We start from the raw sequence: 15547 nt of genomic DNA, 5'->3' as shown, positions 1-15547 counted from the left end.
GCTAAGGCATATGGGCTTTACTACGCCGAGCTATTCGCTCAAGGATCTATTTTCTCGCGCTGAGCGCGGCGAGCTGCAGCTGCCTGATTTTCAGCGCTCATACCTGTGGGACGTGGATCGGGTGCGCACGTTGGTCACCTCCGTGCTGCGTGGCTACCCGGTCGGTTCTTTCCTCGCGCTCGATACTCGCAACGCGGAGCAGCGTTTTAAACCACGCCCGCTTGAGGGGGTGAATGTTGCTGGAGTGGAACCGGGCCTGTTGCTTCTCGACGGCCAACAGCGCCTCACGTCGCTCTTTCACGCATTTAAGGGTGATGGGGAGGTGAGCACGGTGGACTATCTTGGGCGACCGATTTCCCGGAAGTTCATGGTGGACGTACGAGCGGCGGTGGCACACACGCCGATGCCGGTGGAAGCCGTGTTTGCTGTCGATGGGGAAGGGAATGTCCGATCCCACTTTGGGCCGGACATTCCAGGTGGCATCCGAAATCGCGATGACATGATCGAGCACGCTGTGATGCCGGTTTCGATGTTGCTCTGGAAAGAGGGCAACGATCTCCTCGTCGATATGGCGGCACATGCACAACACGACGAGGTGCGTACTGCCGTGAAGCGATTTATCAATGCGGTGATGCGTGAGCTGCCTGCGTACGACATTCCAATGATCCGCCTGGACCGCGATACTGCACAAGAGGGAGTGGGGCAGATCTTTGCGTTTGCTAACTCGGCAGGTGTGCAGATGGATGTGTTCGAGCTCCTTACCGCGACATATGCAACCCAAGACCCGACGTTCGACTTGGCTAGCCACTGGGAAGAACTCGCAGCCCAGTTTGATTGCTATGACGTGCTCAAGGGCATCGGCCGTGTGGAATTCCTGCGTGCACTGTCACTGTTGCTGACCAGTCGGCAGGGGCCTGCTTTGGGCCACCGTGGTGACATCCTCAACATCACGATCGAGGATTACCGTGCAAACGCCGATGAGATGGCCCGCGGGTTCGTTGCGGTCGCCCAGTTCCTGCAAGAGCGACGTATCGTCGCTGCGGATCAAGTCCCTTACCCTGCGCAACTCATCCCGCTCGCGGTTATGCTTGCGCGCCTGGCCGAACGTCCCGAACTTGCAGGAAAGAAGGAAGTCGGCGACAGGCTCAACCGTTGGTTCTGGTGCGGCGTGTTCGGTGAGCTTTATGCCGCGCACGCGCCGACAATCCGCATCGGCGTAGACGTCTCTGAGGTCATCCCGTGGGTCTGCGGAGAGACCGACATCGAGCCACGTACGGTCGCCGATGCACGTTTCCATGAATCCCGTCTCTATACCGCAACCGCGGACAGTGGGATCTACCGTGGGCTGTATTCGTTACTGATGGCACGCGGCGCGCGTGACTGGCGCACTGGAGAGCACTTCGACAAATCCACAGTGGCCGAACTGAAACCTCGCTTCGGCCAGATCTTCCCGTGGGAGTACCTACGCGAATTCGGTGTCGACGAACAGCTGGCCGACAGCGTGCTCAACCGCACGCCGATGGGCCGTCGCACCGAGGTCGTCATTGAGCAAAACGAGCCGAAACGCTACCTGCCCAGGCTGCAGTCCAAGTCGCTGCTTGACGACGATGACTTTGACGCCCTGCTCGAAAGCCACGAAGTCGACCCAGAAGCACTGCTGACATCTAACTGGGAGCGATTTATCGCTGATCGTCGTGAACGGTTCATCGGCATGATTGAATACGCGATGGACCGCAACGTTCTCAGCGACGAAGGATTGTGCGACGACGCAGAATAGGAACAGCACAGGGGAGAGACACGAAGGAGGACCGGTGAAGCATTCCGGGTACGCATCGCTTGCCGTGCTATCGGCGGGCGTACTGCTCGCCGCATGCACTCCGGATGTCCAACTTGGCCCTTACGATCGCGCCCGTAGCGTCAACGTCGCAGGGCATGTCTCCAAAACGTTTGAGCCTCACCCGGTGGTGCTCGACGACCCACTTGGCATGGAAACCGCGAAGTTGTTCTTCCCGCGCTCCGAAACGCTCGTGCTTTCCGACGACACCCCGGAGGCGCAACTTCGCGCAGCCTCCATCGCAGTGACCGCACATGCCCCGATGATGGTCTACGACGGAGCACGCCACGCCGAATACGTCTCCATGATCGCCGACATGCACACGGTGACCGTCTTAACTGTCGGTGATGTCGCTATGGCTCCCGCATCTGGTGCAGTACGTATCCGACGCGACCCCGGCGGGATGCGCGCGCTCGGCGAGATGACTTCGCTGCGCTTCGTTGAACGCACTATCGATGACCCTGCTGACAGTGCCCGCGCAGTCGCCGAACTCAACGGTAACGATCCCACTTGGCTACGTGCTACCTGGGCAGATCCCGTGGCTAAACCCGGCGCCCAAGCGCAACCGTTTCCCGTCCAATCGCGCCGGGATGCGCATATGTCGCCGAAGGTGGTGGCCACGTGGCAGTCGTCGATACCCGCGATTGCGAATGCGAGGAGTTACGGTGCCGCGGTGGAGATCGTGCCGCTGCCGGATCCGCGGAAGGCGGAAGCGACGTTGTTCGCCATGGCGGGGCTTTCTGATAAGTCGCTTATTGCGCTGGGGGCGCAATTCGGCTCGAGTGAGGAGTTGGCGTTTCGTATCCGTCAGTCGGAGCGGAATCGTTAAACCCAAGCGCTAAGGAGTGCTAATGTGGGCGCCAGAATCTACACAGTGAGAAAGGTGTCCCAGAATATGAAAATCGCGGTGATTGCTGGCGACGGTATCGGCCAAGAAGTTATGGCGGAGGGGCTCAAGGTCCTCAACGCGGTGCGCGATGACGTCGAGACCACCGAATATGACCTCGGAGCGCGCCGCTACCTGCGCAACGGCGAGCTGCTGACGGACGAGGACTTGGAAAGCCTCGCCGAACACGATGCGATTCTGCTCGGCGCGATCGGCGACCCGGCGCGCGTGCCTGCGGGTGTGCTCGAGCGCGGCCTGCTGCTGCCGCTGCGTTTCAAGTTGGACCATTACGTCAATCTGCGGCCGTCGAAGCTCTACCCATCGTCGACGAGCCCGCTCGCAAACCCTGGTGAGATCGACTTTGTTGTGGTCCGTGAAGGTACCGAGGGGCTCTATGCTGGTAACGGCGGTACCTTGCGTCGGGGCACCCCGCACGAAGTTGCTTCCGAGGTTTCTCAGAACACGTATTTCGGCGCTGAGCGTGTTGCTCGGTACGCGTTTGAGTTGGCAATGACGCGCCGCAAGAAGGTCACGCTCGTGCACAAGACCAACGTGCTGGTCAACGCAGGTGGCTTGTGGCAGCGCGTGGTCGACGAGTTGTCGCAGGAGTTCCCGGAGGTCGAGGTGGACTACAACCACATCGATGCTGCAACGATTTACATGGTGCAGGACCCGTCGCGCTACGACGTGATTGTCACCGACAACCTTTTCGGCGACATCCTGACTGACCTGGCAGGTGCGGTTGCGGGCGGTGTGGGGCTGGCGTGCTCCGGCAACATCAATGCTGCACGTGAGTTCCCATCCATGTTCGAACCGGTGCACGGCTCTGCACCGGATATCGCGGGCCAGGGGATTGCTGATCCCACGGCAATGATTCTGTCTGTGGCGATGATGCTGCGCTTCCTTGGCGACGACACCAACGCCGCCCGCATCGAAGAAGCAGTCGAGCGCGACGTGACCCAACGTGGAGACACGCCGGTGCGTACCACCGAGGTAGGTGAGCGCATCGTCGACGCCCTCGCGTAGGGTCGAGCGCATGGTTTCTTCCCGGAAGATCACACGTGCGTCCCTTGCCATTTTCTGTGCTTCTGCGCTTGCCCTGACTGGCTGCGGCGCAGGCGACGGAGGACTCGGTGGGGGCTCTCAGTCCGATGCTGGCGCCAAGAACGCCCTTGCCACCGATGGTGACGAGGTGGTTCAGGACGCCGACGGCACGGGTGTGGAAGTCTCGCAGCGCTTCTTCGAGTCGTCGGACACGGTGGTGGTCTCCGCGAAGGATCGCGATCAGCAGCTTCGGGCTGCCGCGATTGCAGTGGAACTAGGTGCGCCGCTTCTGGTGCGCCTCGATGGCACCGACGCCGCGATTGATGCTGAGGTTGAACGCCTTGGCGCGTCCCGGGTAATTGAGGTTCCGGGCGATGACGACGCGGTAGCAGCGACTGAACCGGTCGTAGCCGAGCGTGCCGAAGAAGATGTGGCGGCGATTGCGGCACTCGAGGCAAAGAACCCGCGTGACTTGCAGATGCCGCCAGTGTTTGCCACGGCGGTTTCCTCGCGTGCGTCGGTGGCCACAGCTCGCGCAGCAGGTGCGGATGTGCAGGTGTTGGCGGCTGCGGACCCGCGGGCGTCGTCGCAAAGCATGCGCGATGTTATGGAACAGGACGTGCTCGCGCTTGGCCGCCAGTGGGGCTCGAACGAGAACTTCCGTGCGCGTGCAGCACTTGCCGCCAATGGTGAACTGCCTGGTGGCGGCGGACTGGTGTTCCCAGGCCGGCGCATGATTGCGCTCTACGGCCATCCGTACGGCCCAGAGCTCGGAGTGATGGGGGAGCAGGACCCTGCCGCAGCAGTTGAACTGGCGAAGCAATACGCCTCCTGGTACGAGCCGCTGGAGGATCAGCCGATCATTCCTGCCTTCGAGGTCATTGCATCGGTGGCATCGGAGTTCCCGGGCGACGACGGTAACTACTCCAACGAGACGCCGATGGAAGATATCGCCCCGTATGTGGATGCCATCGTGGACGCAGGTGGTTACGCCGTAATCGACCTGCAGCCGGGCCAAGGCAACTTCTTGGAGCAGGCGAAGATCTACGAGGAGCTGCTCAAGCAGCCGAACGTTGGCTTGGCACTTGATGCGGAATGGAAGCTAAACCCTGGTGAGCAGCCGCTTTCGCGTATCGGTAGCGCAACCGCAGCCGAAATCAATGAGGTCGCCGACTGGCTTGCAGCGCTTGTCCGCGACAACAACCTGCCACAGAAGGCATTGATTCTGCACCAGTTCCAGGTTGGAATGTACCCGGACCGCGAAAACATTGTCACCGGGCAGCCGGAACTGGCATGGATCCTTCACGCGGACGGTCATGGGCTGCCGGAGCAGAAGTTCGACACGTGGAACATCCTGCGTCAGGGGTTGGACCCGAATTACTTCATGGCGTGGAAGAACTTTATCGACGAGGATTCTCCCATGTTTACTCCGGAGCAGACCTATGCCGACGTGAATCCTCGCCCGTGGTTTGTGAGCTACCAGTAGTTTTCCAAAAATTCGCCGTGTGGGGGTCGTGCTCACGCTAGGCTTCGGGCATGAGCGTGGAATTGGACGAGGTCTACGGCTTCCTGGCCCAGCACGAGCCGTTTTCAAGCCTCCCTGAAGAGAAGATCCGGGCCCTGCCCGCACAGATGGGGATCACCTATGTGCGCCGCGGTCAAGTCGTTGTGGATCTCGGCCAGCCCAACGACACGCTGTACATCATTCGCTCGGGTGCGATTGACATCGTCAGCGATGACAACTTGCTGCTGGACCGTCGCGATACAGGCCTGAACTTCGGCTACTCCACGCTGGTAGGTCCGCGTGAATCGCAGTATGTGATGGAAGCGGTGGAAGACAGCGTGTTGCTCATGCTGCCGCGCGAGGTGTTCACAGGCCTGCTCGATGCGCATCCTGAGCTGCACAGGTTCTTTGAATCGGCGTCTCGTCGTCTCAAAGTGGCAGCGGAAGAGGTGCGTGATGGGGGGACGGCGAGTGTGCTGCGTACGCCCATTGCGCATATTGTCGACGGCCGCCCTGCCGTCACCTGTGACGCAACTGCATCAATCGCGCACGCTGCCGGTGTGATGAACGAGCACGATGCGAGTTGCCTCGTCGTCGTCGGAGGTGAGCAGATCGGTATCCTCACAGACAAGGACATGCGTTCTCGCGTTGTCGCAGCGCAAGTGGACCCGTCGCGGCCTATTGCAGATGTGATGTCCTCACCAGTGCGCACCATCCCGGAAACAGCGTTGGTGTTTGAGGCGATGCTCGCGATGAGCGAGTTGGGGATCCACCACCTGCCGGTTGAAGGCGCCGGAGGTGTGTGCGGTGTGCTGACCTCATTCGACATCATGCGCCTGCTGCAAGCAGACCCGATCTACTTGGCAGCAGATGTGCAGCAGAGTACGTATGAGGAACTTGAGGGAGCCTATGACGCGGCGGCAAACGTGGCTGTGCGGTTCTTTGAGCGAGGCGCGTCCGCTGCTGAGACACAGCGCCTGCTGACATCGATTGCGGATTCCATCGCTCGCCGCCTGGGAGAGTTAGCGGAGGAGCAGCTGGGGCCAGCACCGGTGCCGTACGCCTTTGTCGCGGTAGGCAGTCAGGCTCGCGCGGAGATGGGGCCAGCCTCCGACCAAGACAACGCGTTGGTCCTCGCGGACAGTTACGACGAAGAAACACATGGGGAGTACTTCACCGCGCTGACACAGTTTGTCTGCGAGGGTCTCGCGCATGCAGGTCAGGCGTTATGCCCGGGGGAGATGATGGCGTCGAACCCAAAGTGGCGCATGACGCAGTCGCAGTGGTCGCGCATGTTCCACACTTGGGTCACTGCACCTGATCCGAACGCGTTGCTGCACGCGCAGGTATTTTTCGATTTCCGCGCGATCTTCGGCTCAGGCGAGGGGTGGCGCTCGCTGGCTGATGAGGTGCATGAGGCGGCGTTGTCGTCGGCGCGCGGGTCGCGCCGTCTACATACACACTTGGCAGCTCTGGCTACGTTCCGAGAGCCTCCAGTGGGCTTTTTCCGTGGCTTCGTGCTTGAGCGCGACGGCGAGTATGCGAACACGCTAGACATCAAACGCGGTGGTACTGCCGCTGTGGTGCAGATGGCTCGGTTGTACTCCATCGTGGCCGGTGTCAGTGCGGTGGATACGCCTACACGCCTGCGTGCCTCTGCCGGCGAGGCGGTATCGACGAAGGGAGCGTCGGATCTGGCAGACGCTTACGAGTACCTTTCGGACCTTGTCATGAAACACCAGTCGCAGCAGGTGCGCGCCGGGGAGGAGCCGAACTACCGCATTGATCCGAAGCAGTTGCAATCCCTGGATCGGGCCGCGTTGCGCGATGCGTTCGGTGTGATCAAGTCGCTGCAGAACGCGCTGGCGTCGAAGTACCCGACGCGGGCGGTGTGAGATGTTCTTTCGACCGAAAGCGCGGGTGCTTAACGACGACGCCCTGCTGGCCGTCGACGTCGAAACCACTGGACTCAAGCCGGAGAAGCATGAGATGGTCTCCATCGGCTGGGTTCCCGTCGACGGGCGTGTGATCGATCTATCACAGGCACAGTACTTTGTGCTAGCAGGCGCCCAAGTTGGCGATACTGTGACGCTTCACGGGGTGACTGACGATGATATTGCGAACAAAGGCGTCGTCGCTGCCGAAGTACTCGACGCGTTTGATCGTGCCCTTGAAGGACGCAAGTTGTTGGCCCATTTTGCGCAGATGGAGCTAGGTTTCGTCGCAAAGCTGCAAAAAGATGTCAAGGGCAAGCGATGGGGCCTGCGCGAGAGCGAGGTAGTGGATACCTTCGCGATGGAGCGGCGACACATGGAGCGCATGGGTACGTATCCGCGCGGCGAGGACCTCAGGCTTGCGCGCGTGCGACAGCGCTACAATTTGCCCGACTACGCGAACCACAACGCGCTTACCGACGCGATCGCGTGCGCGGAGTTGTACCTGGCGCTGAGCGCGCAGTAGACGTCAGTGAATCCCAAATGCGCCACAATGACAGTGGGGTTGTATGCTCGATCACATGCGTTTTGGACGAATTGCAACACCTGAAGGAATGACGTTCGCCGTTATCGACGATGCGGGAACGACCGCAAAGGCGATCAAGGGCACGCCGTTTAGTGCGCCGGAGTACACCGGCAAAGAATACGACCTTGACCAGGTGAGGTTGCTTGCGCCGACGCTGCCGTCGAAGATCGTCGCTGTGGGACGCAACTACGCGGACCACGTAGCTGAGGTGTTCAAGCAATCCGCCGAGCACCTGCCGCCGACAATCTTTATCAAGCCGTCGACCGCCGTGATTGGCCCTGGTGCCGCTATTAAGATCCCGGAGTTCGCCACAGGCGTCGAGTTTGAGGGCGAGCTGGCGCTCGTCGTTGGCGTTCCATGCAAAAACGTCAAGGCTGAGGACTGGAAGTCTGTGATCCGTGGCGTGACCATCATCAACGATGTCTCCTCGCGTGACCTCCAGTTCGCGGACGGTCAGTGGGCGCGCGCCAAGGGCATGGACACCTTCGGTCCGCTCGGTCCTTGGATTGAGACGGACCTGGATAAGTTCGACTTTGCCAACCTGCCGATCAAGGCGCACCACACCCACGACGGTAAAACGGAGACCAAGCAGGACTCCAACTCGAACCAGATGATCAAGTCGGTTGGAGAGATGGTGGAGTGGGTCTCCCAGTCCTTTACTCTGCTGCCGGGCGATGTCATCGCAACCGGTTCGCCGGCGGGTACCGCAGAGATGGTTCCGGGCGACTACATCGAGGTTGAGATCCCAGGTATCGGCAAACTGGGCAACCCCGTCGAGCGCGCCTAGAACGCAGGCTCGCTTTTGGGCCGTGTTTACAGGCCCAGCGCGCGCATGATCGTGCGCAGTTTGGCTGAAGTCTCGTCGAGTTCGGCCTGTGGGTCGGAGTCTGCGGTGAGCCCGCCACCGGCCCAGGCGCGGGCGCGTGTGCCGTCGCCGTTGACCTCCGCGCAACGGATGGCAACCATGTATTCGCCATCACCTGCGGCATCGGTATATCCGACTGCGCCGGCGTAGAAACCGCGATCCGATTCGGCGGTGGTAATCAGGGCTTCTGCGGCGGCGGGTGGGGTGCCGCACACAGCAGGGGTGGGGTAGAGGCGCATTGTCAGATCCAGCGCTGTTGGTGCCGGTTCCTTCAACGTGCCGCTAATCGGTGTGGCAAGGTGCCACATCTCGCTGGTCTTTTCTAGGATTGGGCGCTCTGAAATCTGCAGGTCAGAGCAAAGTGGCTCGAGGACCTCGCGGATGTGCTCGACAACGAAGCGGTGTTCGTCGAAATCCTTTTGCGACGACGCCAGTGCCTCCGCCGCGGCGCGGTCCGCCGCCGGATCGTGCGGTACGCGTGCTGCTGAACCTGCAAGGGGGTAGGAGGTCACCTTGTTGCCACGGCGGCGCACCAGGACTTCGGGGGAGGAGCCGACTAGGAAATGTCCCGTGCGGCCAGATGGGGTGAGATCCGCGATGAAACCATCGTGCGTGTAGGACAGATCGATCAACCTGGCCGCGACGAGGCGTGGATCAACCGGTGGGTCGAAGGCGATGTCCACCGCACGGGCAAGCACAACCTTGTCCAACAGGGAGTTGCGGATAGTACCCACTGCGGCCTCAACGCGTCGAAGATGTTCCTCGGGGGAAGGGTCGACGTCGATAAGCGTTGCGTGAAGGCGAGAACCTGCACCAATCCGGTAATACGGATGCGGCTCTAGCGGGCCTGGCTCCCGAATGATGTGCTCTGGCACAGTGAGCGCCGCTGGGCAGTCCTGGTCAAAGGGGAGCGCACCTACAACCATTTCCACCTCGCCGCGCTCTAGCGCGTTGTTCGCTTCCCAGGCGTCGCTGAACGTGCGGGTGGCGCCTTGAGTGCGGACCGATCCTTCTGCGCGCGAAAGGAGAAAATCGGGCGCAGTGTCGGGGCGGCCGGATGGAGGGCCGGCAAGCGGGTTGACGGACATGGGCAAACACTCTAACCGGCGGCGTGCAAAAAGGTGCGGTCGGATCAGTTGCTTCGGATATACCCCAGATTTATTGTTGCCTGTGTGAAAGATGGTAACAATGTGACAGTTGGTGCGAAACGGGTCGGGCGGATCCGTAAAGCACTGGCAGGAAGCGTGGCAACCCTCATGATCGCCGCTGGGGCGGTCACTCCTGTCCCTGCACAGGCGCAGGACCTGTCTTCGCAGGCGAATCAGGCAGTTACAAACGCGGTCAACCAGGCAAATGCTGAGTGGAACAAGTTTGTCCAGATGGCCAACGACTCCCTGCCACAAGGCTCATCGTTGCCGATCAACCCAGTTCCCGCCCCGCAAATTCCCGCGCCGAATCTCCCCGGTGCGTGGGCGCCCCAAGCGCCGGCGCCGGTGGCGAACGGGGCCAACGGCGAGGTCCGTGTAGCGGGACGAAGCTACCTCGTCTGGGTGCCGCGAGGGTACAACCCTGCACGTCCCACCCCGGTGATGGTGGGGTACTCCGCATATCAGGATTCCACGGAGAATTTTCGTAACTATTCACGCCTGCGTGAATCATCTGTCGGCCGCGACGCGATCATCGTTTACCCGCGCGCGATCGGAGCATCGTGGGAGGGATCCGCAACCGCAGCGACACGTCCAGGCCAAGACATCGCCTTTGTCCGCGCAATGATCAACGACGTCCAGCGCTACTACAACATCGATCGACGCCGGATCTACGCCACCGGCATGTCCACCGGTGGCGGCATGGCCGCAGTCTCCGCCTGCCACATGGCGGACTTGTTTGCTGGCGTTGCTGGCGTGTCCGGCGCGTACTACGCCCCGGTGAACCGTGGCTGCCAGAACCTGCCGGTCGCGTTCATGGCCATTCACGGCACCAACGACACACTCACCCCGTACCACGGCACTACTCGACGAGGCCAGCAAGTGCTGCCGGTGCCGGAGCTGTTTAAATCCTACGAGCGCCGCAACGGGTGCTTCGGGGGAGTCGATTCGCGCCCGGCAGGCAACAATGCGACTCGGGTGTCGTCGCGAAACTGCCGCAAGGGCGTGGAAGTGATCAAGGTGCATGGCTCGAACCACTTCTGGTGGTACTCGCCGTCTGCAGCAGACGAAATGTGGCGCTTCCTCATGCGCAACCCGAAGTAACGCGACATGTTGCTGGATCCTGGGCGGTGAGCGCCGGGGGTGGTTGGGCGTCGACAAGCGCAATGCATATGGCGCGCTACGATTGCCCCATGACTGAAAACCCCAATATGCGCGTTCGCTTTTGCCCGTCGCCGACCGGAACCCCACACGTGGGCATGGTCCGCACCGCCCTGTTCAACTGGGCGCAAGCCAAGCACTCCGGAGGCAAGTTCGTGTTCCGTATCGAGGACACGGATGCCGCCCGTGACTCCGAGGAGAGCTACCAGGCGATTATTGAGTCGCTCGAGTGGCTCGGCCTTGGCTGGGATGAAGGTATCAACGTCGGTGGCCCGCACGAGCCGTACCGTCAGTCGCAGCGCTCTGACATCTACGCCGATGTGCTGAACAAGCTCATCGAGGCCGGCGAGGTCTACCCGGCGTACTCCACCAACGAAGAGGTCCAGGAGCGTCACAAGGCCGCAGGCCGCGACCCGCAGCTGGGCTACGACAACTTTGACCGTGACCTCACCCAGGAACAGATTGACGCCTTTGAGGCCGAAGGCCGCAAGCCGGTCTGGCGCCTTCGCATGCCGGACCAGGATTGGACCTGGAACGACCTTGTGCGCGGTGAGGTTACCTTCAAGTCCGAAACCCAGCCAGACTACGTTGTCGCCCGCTCCAACGGCGCGCCGCTGTACACGCTGGTCAACCCTGTCGACGACGCGCTCATGGGTATTACCCACGTCCTGCGCGGTGAGGACCTGCTGTCCTCCACGCCACGTCAGCTCGCGCTTTACGAGGCGCTGAAGCGTATCGGTATTACGGATTTCACCCCCGAGTTCGGCCACCTGCCGTTCGTGATGGGCCAGGGCAACAAGAAGCTTTCCAAGCGTGACCCGGAATCCAACCTGTTTAACCACCGCGACAACGGCATCATCCCAGAAGGCATGATCAACTACCTCGCGCTGCTGGGCTGGTCGCTTTCTGCGGATCAGGACATCTTCTCTGTCGACGAGTTTGTCAAGGCCTTCGACGTCTCGGACGTGCTGGGTAACCCGGCCCGCTTCGACCAGAAGAAGCTTGAAGCAATCAACGCCGACCACATTCGCCTGCTTGAGCCGGAAGACTTCCGAAACCGCCTGCGCGAGTACTTCACCGAGTACACCGACTTCCCAGCGGATTACCCGGAAGACAAGTTCACCATTGCGGCGGATCTCGTGCAGACCCGTATCAAGGTGCTCTCCGATGCGTACGACCTGCTGAAGTTCCTTGTCATCGCGGACGATGACTTGGTGCTGGACGAGAAGAGTGCAAAGAAGAACCTCAAAGACACCGCCGTCGAGCCTTTGGATGCCGGTATTGCAGCGCTTGAGGCGATCGGTGAGGGGGAGTGGACCACCGAGAACATCGAAGCAGCGCTGAACAAGGCGCTGATCGAGGACCTCGAGCTCAAGCCGCGTGTCGCATTCGGCGCCCTGCGCGTGGGCACCACTGGTGCCGCGGTGTCCCCGCCGCTGTTCGAGTCCATGGACCTGCTTGGCCGTGAGTCCACGCTGAAGCGTCTCAAGGCTGCCCGCGCCGTTACGCCGTACCAGGCTGCAGAGTAGGAGCGCTACGGAGTAGGAACTACAACGCTGTTGTTTTCGTACGTTTAGGCCACCGCGTTTCTATGCGGTGGCCTGCGGATTTGGTACACATAGCGATTCATGGTTATAGTACTCCATGTTGTTCAGGCAGACAGCGCGGAACGGAAACGGAAAGCGCAGGTCAGAACTGAAAAACAATGGCCTATGGTGTAATTGGCAACACTACGGTTTCTGGTACCGTCATTCTAGGTTCGAGTCCTGGTAGGCCAGCTGCAGAGCAATTACGTTCTGTGTCCTAATGGCCCGTTCGTCTAGCGGCCTAGGACGTCGCCCTCTCACGGCGGTAACACGGGTTCAAATCCCGTACGGGGTACAAGAAGAAAACCTCCGATCTGGTTCGCCAGGTCGGAGGTTTTCGCGTTCGAGTCTTCCCGGCAGGTACCTTGTGTCTATGTTGTGGTTGTTGCCGTCGTTTTTAAGTGGCAGAGCGCGTCAAACTGGCTCAAGCGTGATCGACGCGCTCAGCGTTCCAGTAGCGGCGTCTAGCTTGTTTTCCACGATTCCGTTGCTTGCGGTGCCGGCACTGTTTCTCACGACGCTCGGCGGGGGAGTATTCGGCTCGTCCATGTACGAAGGCTCCAGCGTCGGCGGCTCATCCGGAGGGTCCAGTTCGTACCAGCTGAGCGATACGTTCCCAGACCCGGACGCGCGTCCGGCCGAGTTGAAGTCCCTAACGCACATCGAAAACGACGTCTACGAGGTCGTCGTCTATTCGCACGCCATGGGCAAAGAAGTGAAAAACGAGGTGATTCTTCCCGGCGGTCCTGACAACGACACCCCGCGCCCGACCTTTTACCTTCTTATGGGGGCCGACGGTGCCGCGAACGGATGGTCGTGGCGTAATTCTTCGGACTACCAGGAGTTTTTCCAGGACAAGTTGGTCAACGTGGTTACACCGATTGGGTCGGTGTCCTCGATGCAGGCTGACTGGTATCGCGAAGATAAAGCAACAGGGCGAAACAAGTGGCTGACATACCTGACCAAAGAGCTGCCGCCGCTTATCGACGAGCACTTCCACGGCACCGGCCACGACGCCATCGCCGGCATTTCCATGTCCGGAGGGCCCGCGCTGAACATCGCGTCCATCGCGCCGGAGCGCTTTGCCGCCGCAGCCTCCTACTCGGGGTGCCCGGCCACAACCGGGATGCTGGGGGACACCTACGTGCGTGAAGCGCTGAAGATGAATGGCGCTGATCCGAAGAAGATGTGGGGCATGTCGAGCGACCCGGCCTGGCGGGCACATTCGCCGGTGTTGAACCTGGATGCATTGCGGGACACTGCGCTGTTTATCGCCGCTGCCCAGGGGGTACCTGGCGCGATCGATGCGTCGAAGACATCATCGGAGCGCATTGGCCCGCCTGTGACCATTGAGGCGGCATCCTATGCGTGCTCTGCCTATTTCGCCGACAAAGCCAAGCGGGCAGGCTTGGATGTGGAGTGGTACCCACAGGTGGAGGGCACACATAGTTGGGGGCTTTTTGAAAAGTCCATGCGTGAGAGCTGGCGCGTTATCGGTCCGGCGTTGAATGTGGAGCCGTTTGAGCGCGAAACACCGGTGACAAAGTCGCCGCTGCCAAGCGAAGCGCCACAACCTTTGGGGCAGCGCGGCTCGTCAGGCTCGTCAGGCTCGTCAGAATCGTCAGGGTCGAGTTCGTGACAGCTGTTGGGCTACAGTTTGGCGTGTGAAACCAATGATTCGTCGCGGTGTGGCCCTGTGTGCAGCCACTACGTCAGTGAGCTTGCTCGTCGCCACGCCAGCACCGGCGGTGGAATCACGTGAGAGCCTTGGGCTCGTCGAAAAGCAAGAAGCACCTGGATGGACGGGATCATCGCTGATCAACGGCTTCCGTCAGATTGGGCCGGATACTCCGCCGCTAGCAATACCGATCATCCTGATCGGCGCGATGATGAGCGGTATTTTCGGCCACCTGCTGTTCGGACGCTTTGTGTTCGAGGGCAGCTCCCGGGCAGCACAGTCACTTGGCTCGAGCACGGTGGTGGACCAAACGTTCCCGGATTCGGACGCGCCGCCTGCGCAGTTCCGCAAACTGGAGCACTTGCAGGACAACGTGTGGGTGCTCACTGTCTACTCGCCATCGATGCGCCGCGAGATTGAAAACGAACTCATCTTGCCGGAAGGCGGGCCTGAGAACACCGATCCGCGCCCGACGTTCTACCTTCTGGGCGGCGCAGGTGGTGGAATGGTGACCCCGTGGTGGAAAGATGGTCGCGCTTCTGAGTTCTTCGCAGACAAGCACATCAATGTGGTCACTCCGCGCGGCTCTATCGGCTCGCAGCAGGCCGACTGGGCTGGAACGCACGACAAGCACGGCAGTTACAAGTGGACGACGTATCTGACCAAGGAGCTGCCGCCGCTTATCGACGAGCACTTCCACGGCACCGGCCGCGACGCCATCGCAGGCCTTTCGATGTCCGGTGGGCCAGCCCTGCACATCGCCACCTTGGAAGACAGGTTTGTCGCTGCGGGAACATATTCCTCCTGCCCGTCGACAACTGGGCTTGTCGGACAGGCCTTCGCCAGCGGCACCGTGCGCATTAATAAGGGCGACCCAGCACAGATGTGGGGCAGCTCCTGGGATCCGGCGTGGGCCGCCCACTCGCCCGTGCGCAATGTTCAGGGGCTCAAGGGGAAGAAGATTTTTCTGTCGGCCTCACGTGGTTTGCCGTCGGAGCTTGACGTTGAGGTCGTCGATTCGCCCGAGCCACTTCTTGTGCCTGATGAGCAACTCGCGTATGCGTGTTCGCTGCACTTCATCGCAGAGGCACGACGCAATGGCATCGACCCGGATTGGTACGAGTTCAAGGAAGGGACGCACAACTTCGGCTTGTTCCGACGTGAGTTAGTGGCAAGTTGGGACACGCTCGGACCAGCGCTTGGTGTGGAGTAGTTTTTAGCGTCTGACGTGCTGATTTGTTGATATTGGGAAGTTTCCTTTATTGTTAGCAAGTCGCAAAAAGCGAGCGCGCCCCGTTCGTCTAGCGGCCTAGGACGTCGCCCT

The 15547-nt window shown here is 60.8% G+C and carries 12 protein-coding genes and 2 tRNA genes; 13 read left to right on the top strand and 1 reads right to left on the bottom strand.

The window, feature by feature from the left end; all coding sequences use genetic code 11:
• Positions 1-10: 10 nt before the first annotated feature.
• The 7 genes from HMPREF2656_RS11070 to HMPREF2656_RS11040 all read left to right on the top strand — a co-directional run bounded on the left by HMPREF2656_RS11070 (position 11) and on the right by HMPREF2656_RS11040 (position 8575).
• Positions 11-1777: a DUF262 domain-containing protein gene (locus HMPREF2656_RS11070; RefSeq protein WP_070816787.1), complete on the top strand. Its 1767-nt coding sequence runs from the start codon at positions 11-13 to the stop codon at positions 1775-1777.
• Positions 1778-1811: 34 nt separating this feature from the next.
• Positions 1812-2663 carry a hypothetical protein gene (locus tag HMPREF2656_RS11065; protein WP_070484242.1) on the top strand — a complete coding sequence of 284 codons (852 nt, stop codon included), beginning with the start codon at positions 1812-1814 and terminating at the stop codon, positions 2661-2663.
• Positions 2664-2729: 66 nt separating this feature from the next.
• Complete coding sequence (locus HMPREF2656_RS11060; RefSeq protein WP_070422971.1) at positions 2730-3746, top strand: 3-isopropylmalate dehydrogenase; 1017 nt, start codon at positions 2730-2732, stop codon at positions 3744-3746.
• Positions 3747-3756: 10 nt separating this feature from the next.
• Positions 3757-5250, top strand: a complete 1494-nt coding sequence (locus HMPREF2656_RS11055) for a cell wall-binding repeat 2 family protein (protein WP_070816786.1) — start codon at positions 3757-3759, stop codon at positions 5248-5250.
• A 50-nt stretch (positions 5251-5300) separates the two neighbouring features.
• Positions 5301-7163: a DUF294 nucleotidyltransferase-like domain-containing protein gene (locus HMPREF2656_RS11050; RefSeq protein WP_070816785.1), complete on the top strand. Its 1863-nt coding sequence runs from the start codon at positions 5301-5303 to the stop codon at positions 7161-7163.
• A 1-nt stretch (position 7164) separates the two neighbouring features.
• Positions 7165-7728, top strand: coding sequence for an exonuclease domain-containing protein (locus HMPREF2656_RS11045; RefSeq protein ID WP_070484230.1), 564 nt, complete (start codon positions 7165-7167; stop codon positions 7726-7728).
• Between the two features lie 55 nt (positions 7729-7783).
• A complete protein-coding gene (locus HMPREF2656_RS11040) occupies positions 7784-8575 on the top strand; it encodes a fumarylacetoacetate hydrolase family protein (RefSeq protein WP_083279509.1) in 792 nt (263 codons plus the stop codon).
• A gap of 26 nt (positions 8576-8601) precedes the next feature.
• Here the strand turns inward: HMPREF2656_RS11040 and HMPREF2656_RS11035 are convergent, their stop codons facing one another.
• Positions 8602-9741 carry an isochorismate synthase gene (locus tag HMPREF2656_RS11035; protein ID WP_070816784.1) on the bottom strand — a complete coding sequence of 380 codons (1140 nt, stop codon included), beginning with the start codon at positions 9739-9741 and terminating at the stop codon, positions 8602-8604.
• A gap of 156 nt (positions 9742-9897) precedes the next feature.
• Here HMPREF2656_RS11035 and HMPREF2656_RS11030 point away from each other — a divergent pair, with 156 nt between their 5' ends.
• From HMPREF2656_RS11030 to HMPREF2656_RS11005, 6 genes are all read left to right on the top strand, one after another.
• Complete coding sequence (locus HMPREF2656_RS11030) at positions 9898-10902, top strand: CE1 family esterase (protein WP_083319530.1); 1005 nt, start codon at positions 9898-9900, stop codon at positions 10900-10902.
• Between the two features lie 89 nt (positions 10903-10991).
• Positions 10992-12488, top strand: a complete 1497-nt coding sequence (gene gltX, locus HMPREF2656_RS11025) for a glutamate--tRNA ligase (protein WP_070484224.1) — start codon at positions 10992-10994, stop codon at positions 12486-12488.
• Positions 12489-12665: 177 nt separating this feature from the next.
• Positions 12666-12737: transfer RNA gene (locus HMPREF2656_RS11020), tRNA-Gln, on the top strand.
• A 30-nt stretch (positions 12738-12767) separates the two neighbouring features.
• Positions 12768-12840 (top strand) — tRNA-Glu (locus tag HMPREF2656_RS11015).
• Between the two features lie 174 nt (positions 12841-13014).
• On the top strand, positions 13015-14184 hold the full coding sequence (locus tag HMPREF2656_RS11010; protein ID WP_070771747.1) for an alpha/beta hydrolase: 1170 nt from the start codon (positions 13015-13017) through the stop codon (positions 14182-14184).
• Between the two features lie 34 nt (positions 14185-14218).
• Entirely contained in the window at positions 14219-15436 is a 1218-nt protein-coding gene (locus tag HMPREF2656_RS11005; protein ID WP_244268773.1) for an alpha/beta hydrolase, read from the top strand.
• Positions 15437-15547 lie beyond the last annotated feature (111 nt).

Source organism: Corynebacterium sp. HMSC034B08, assembly GCF_001835805.1.
In the GTDB taxonomy this organism is placed as follows: Bacteria; Actinomycetota; Actinomycetes; order Mycobacteriales; family Mycobacteriaceae; genus Corynebacterium; species Corynebacterium coyleae.
This window is presented reverse-complemented; position numbering and strand designations above follow the sequence as displayed.

What these genes read in the sequence shown, in the direction of transcription:
- HMPREF2656_RS11050 (WP_070816785.1), top strand. Translation starts at nt 5,301, where the DNA reads ATGAGCGTGGAATTGGACGAGGTCTACGGCTTCCTGGCCCAGCACGAG.
- HMPREF2656_RS11005 (WP_244268773.1), top strand. Translation starts at nt 14,219, where the DNA reads ATGATTCGTCGCGGTGTGGCCCTGTGTGCAGCCACTACGTCAGTGAGC.
- HMPREF2656_RS11040 (WP_083279509.1), top strand. Translation starts at nt 7,784, where the DNA reads ATGCGTTTTGGACGAATTGCAACACCTGAAGGAATGACGTTCGCCGTT.
- HMPREF2656_RS11045 (WP_070484230.1), top strand. Translation starts at nt 7,165, where the DNA reads ATGTTCTTTCGACCGAAAGCGCGGGTGCTTAACGACGACGCCCTGCTG.
- gltX (WP_070484224.1), top strand. Translation starts at nt 10,992, where the DNA reads ATGACTGAAAACCCCAATATGCGCGTTCGCTTTTGCCCGTCGCCGACC.
- HMPREF2656_RS11060 (WP_070422971.1), top strand. Translation starts at nt 2,730, where the DNA reads ATGAAAATCGCGGTGATTGCTGGCGACGGTATCGGCCAAGAAGTTATG.
- HMPREF2656_RS11055 (WP_070816786.1), top strand. Translation starts at nt 3,757, where the DNA reads ATGGTTTCTTCCCGGAAGATCACACGTGCGTCCCTTGCCATTTTCTGT.
- HMPREF2656_RS11070 (WP_070816787.1), top strand. Translation starts at nt 11, where the DNA reads ATGGGCTTTACTACGCCGAGCTATTCGCTCAAGGATCTATTTTCTCGC.
- HMPREF2656_RS11035 (WP_070816784.1), bottom strand. Translation starts at nt 9,741, where the DNA reads ATGTCCGTCAACCCGCTTGCCGGCCCTCCATCCGGCCGCCCCGACACT.